The sequence below is a fragment of the Neolewinella agarilytica genome, from assembly GCF_900110645.1.
In the GTDB taxonomy this organism is placed as follows: domain Bacteria; phylum Bacteroidota; class Bacteroidia; order Chitinophagales; family Saprospiraceae; genus Neolewinella; species Neolewinella agarilytica.
The window spans coordinates 1-1,310 of sequence record NZ_FOFB01000066.1; the positions used below are offsets into that span (position 1 = coordinate 1).

A 1,310-nucleotide genomic window follows, 5' to 3' on the forward strand; every position below is an offset into this window, starting at 1 on the left:
GCTGACGAAGAAGGTATCAACGGTGTAACCGTTAACCTGCTTGACGAAGACGGTAACGTTCTTGAGTCTACGATAACGGCCGACAATCCTGACACGGGCGAGCCCGGCTACTACGAGTTCGATGAGCTCACGCCTGGTACACCATACGTTGTTGAGTTCATCGCTCCTGATGGCAATACCTTCAGCCCGCAGGATGAAGGTGACGATACTACGGACAGCGATGCCAATACGACGACTGGTCAGTCTGATGCAGTAGTTCTGGAGTCTGGCGAGAACAATCCTACGATTGACGCCGGTATCTACGAGACCGCTTCTCTTGGCGACTACGTATGGTTAGATAAGAACGCTGACGGTCAGCAGGACGCTGACGAAGAAGGTATCAACGATGTCACCGTTAACCTCTTGGTTGACGGAGCAGTAGTGGCCAGCACTACTACGGTTACCAACGCCGGCGAAGACGGCTTCTACGAGTTCACTGACCTGACGCCAGGTGTTGAGTACGTAGTGGAGTTTGTTGCTCCTGACGGCTTCCTTGCCAGCCCACAGGACGAAGGTGATGACACTACGGACAGCGACGCTGACCGTACCACTGGCCTGAGCCAGACGGTTGTCCTCGGTTCTAATGAAAACAACCCCACGATTGACGCTGGTTTCTACGAGACCGCTTCTTTGGGAGACTTTGTCTTCCTTGACAACGACGCTGACGGTCAGCAGGATGCTGACGAAGAAGGTGTCAACGGTGTCACCGTTAACCTGCTCGACGAAGACGGCAACGTTCTTGAGTCTACGACAACGGTCGACAATCCTGACACAGGAGCGCCTGGCTACTACGAGTTCGATGAGCTTACGCCTGGTACACCATATGTTGTTGAGTTTGTCGCCCCTGATGGCAATGAGTTCAGCCCAGAGGACGAAGGTGACGACGCTACCGACAGTGATGCCAACATCACGACTGGTCAGTCTGACGCAGTTGTACTGGAGTCTGGCGAGAACAATCCTACGATTGACGCTGGTATCTATGAAGAAGCCAGCCTTGGCGACTACGTATGGCTCGATAAGAACGCTGACGGTCAGCAAGACGCTGACGAAGAAGGTATCAACGATGTCACCGTTAACCTGCTGGTTGACGGCGCAGTAGTAGCTACTACGACTACCGTAACGAACGGTGGCGAAGACGGCTTCTACGAGTTCACTGACCTTACGCCAGGTGTTGAGTACGTAGTTGAGTTTGTTGCTCCTGCGGACTTCCTCGGTAGCCCACAGGACGAAGGCGACGACGCTACGGACAGCGATGCTGACGTAACCACTGG

Annotated in this window: 1 protein-coding gene; it reads left to right on the forward strand. The window is 54.0% G+C overall.

Translation table 11 applies throughout. The features are described 5' to 3' along the window. The coding region (locus BM123_RS23735) for an SdrD B-like domain-containing protein (RefSeq protein WP_139212090.1) at positions 1-1,310 on the forward strand (1,310 nt) is incomplete at both ends.